This window comes from Streptosporangium sp. NPDC020145 (assembly GCF_040631275.1).
In the GTDB taxonomy this organism is placed as follows: domain Bacteria; phylum Actinomycetota; class Actinomycetes; order Streptosporangiales; family Streptosporangiaceae; genus Streptosporangium.
In genome coordinates, this window is sequence record NZ_JBEXZT010000069.1 from 1 (window position 1) to 2,828 (window position 2,828).

Genomic DNA, 2,828 nt, shown 5'->3' on the forward strand with positions numbered 1-2,828 from the left:
GTCCGTGAAACCGACCCCCGGCAGCTCGCCTACGTCATGTTCACCTCCGGCTCCACCGGAACCCCCAAGGGCGTCGCCGTCACCCACCACAACGTCGCGGCCTTCGCCGCCGACCGTCTCTGGCGGGGGCCCGGCCATCGGCGGGTGCTGCACCACACGGCGCCCTCCTTCGACGTGTCGATGTACGAGCTGTGGGTTCCGCTGCTCAACGGCGGGACGGTGGTCGTCGCCCCGCCCGGCGTACTCGACGCGCCCACCCTCGAACGGATGCTCAGGCAGGAACGCCTCACCGGGGTGTTCCTGACCACCGGACTGTTCAACGTCCTGGCCGAGGACTCACCCGAGGTGCTGGCGGCCGTACCCGAACTGTGGATCGCGGGCGAGGCCGCCTCCGCCGCCGCGGTCGGACGGGTGCTGGCGGCCGGGGGTGACGTCCACAACGGCTACGGCCCGACCGAGACCACGGTCTACGCCACCGCCCACCACGTGACCGAGCCCGGCGACGTGGTCCCGATCGGCGGGCCGCTCGACGGCACGGCCGCCTACGTCCTGGACGCCGCGCTGCGGCCGGTGCCGGTGGGAGTGCCCGGGGAGCTGTACGTCGCCGGAGACCACCTGGCCCGCGGCTACCTCGGCAGGCCCGGCCTCACCGCAGAACGCTTCGTCGCCGACCCCTACGGCCCGCCCGGCACCCGCATGTACCGCACCGGCGACCTCGTCCGCAGGCTTCCCGACGGCCTTCTCGACTATGTCGGCCGGATCGACGGGCAGGTGAAGGTCCGCGGTATCCGGGTGGAGCCGGGGGAGATCGACGCCGTCCTTCTGCGTCACCCCGACGTCGTCCAGAGCGTGACCCTGCTACGCGAGGACAACCCCGGCGACAAACGCCTCGTCACCTACCTCACCACCCGGAACCCCACCGACCCCGGCCACCTGCTCCAACACGCCCGGCGAACCCTGCCCGCCTACATGGTCCCCACCGCCCTCGTCATCCTCGACACCCTCCCCCTCAACCACAACGGCAAAGTCGACCGCGACGCCCTGCCCGCCCCGGAGACGACGACGTCGGGCACGGCGCCGCGCACTCCGGTCGAGGGGATCCTGCGTGACCTGTTCGCGCAGGTGCTCGCCGTACCGGGGATCGGGGTCGACGACGACTTCTTCGCGCTCGGCGGGCACTCGCTGCTGGCCATGCGGGTGGTGGCCGGAATCAGGTCGGCGCTCTCCGTCGAGGTGCAGGTGCGGGAGGTCTTCGAGGCGCCGACCGTCGCCGCGCTCGCCACGGCGGTCGAGAGGGCGAGAGGACGCGGGACCAGGCCGCCGCTGGTCCGCTCGGAGGACTCCGGAGAGCCGTTGTTCTCCTACGCCCAGCACCGGATCTGGATCGTCGACCGGCTCGCCGAGTCCGCCGGGCTCTACACCATTCCACTGGTCCTGCGCCTGTCCGGACGGCTGGACCGGGCGGCGCTCACGGCGGCGCTGCGTGATGTGGCCTTGCGGCACGAGACGCTGCGGACGGTCTTCCCCTCGCCGGACGGCCAGCGGGTGCTCGACGTCGTCCCCGGCCTGACGGTCACGGAGATCGGCGAGGCGGAGCTCGGTCCCGCCATCGAGCGGGAGGCCGCGCGCCCCTTCGACCTGTCGGCCGAACCGCCGGTGCGGGCGTGCCTGTTCGCCCTCGGGCAGGGCGACCCCGACGAGCACGTGCTGGTCGTGCTGCTGCACCACATCGCCGCGGACGGCTGGTCGATGGCGCCGCTCAGGCGCGACCTGGCGACGGCCTACGCGGCCCGCACGCGGGGTGAGGCCCCGGAGTGGGAGCCGCTGCCCGTGCGTTACCGCGACTACACCCTGTGGCAGCGCGAGCTGCTCGGGGACGCGGCGGACCCGGACAGTCTCATGAGCGCGCAGACCGGTTTCTGGCGGCGGGCCCTGGCGGGGCTGCCCGAGGAACTGCCGCTGCCCGCCGACCGGCCCCGGCCGACGGTCCCGGGGCACGGGGGCGGTGCCGTGCCACTGCGGATCCCGCCCGAGCTGCACGGGCGGCTGCTCACCCTGGCCAGGACCGGTCAGGCCACGTTGTTCATGGTCCTGCAGGCGGGGCTGGCGGCGCTGCTGACCAGGCTCGGGGCGGGCGGCGACATACCGGTCGGCTCTCCCGTGGCGGGCCGTGCGGACGAGGCGCTGGACGACCTGGTCGGCTTCTTCGTCAACACGCTGGTGCTGCGCACCGACACCTCGGGCGATCCGAGTTTCCGTGAGCTGCTGGCCCGGGTCAGGGAGGCGGACCTGGCGGCGTACGCGCACCAGGACGTGCCGTTCGAGCATCTGGTCGAGGCGCTCAACCCGGTGCGGCTGCCCGGCCGCAACCCGCTCTTCCAGGTGATGCTGGCCCTGGAGAACACCCCCGACGACAGGACCGAGGTGCCCGGTCTGACGGTGACGCCGGACCCGGACTACTCGTTGTACGGCCTCAGCGGCGCCAAGTGCGACCTGCTGTTCGGTCTCAGCGAGGGGCCGTCGGGAATCCACGGGGTGCTGCAGTACGCCACCGACCTGTTCGACCGCGGCACGGCCGAGTCGATCGCCGGGTGGCTGACGAGGCTGCTGGAGGCGGTGGCGGCGGATCCCGACGTCCGGATCGGGCAGGTCGAGCTGCTCACCGCCGGGGAGCGGCGTGCCCTGGTGGAGGAGGGAAACGCCACCGCGGCGGCGCTGCCGTACGGCGACCTGGCCCGGTTGTTCGAGGCGCGGGTCGCGGCGGACCCCGGCGCCGAAGCCGTGGTCTGCGGCACCACCCGCCTGACCGCCGCGGAGCTCAACGCCCG

The 2,828-nt window shown here is 73.3% G+C and carries 1 protein-coding gene; it reads left to right on the forward strand.

Annotation, left to right across the window (positions count from 1 at the left end; translation table 11 throughout):
• The coding region (locus tag ABZ463_RS41560; RefSeq protein ID WP_362785728.1) for a condensation domain-containing protein at positions 1-2,828 on the forward strand (2,828 nt) is incomplete at both ends.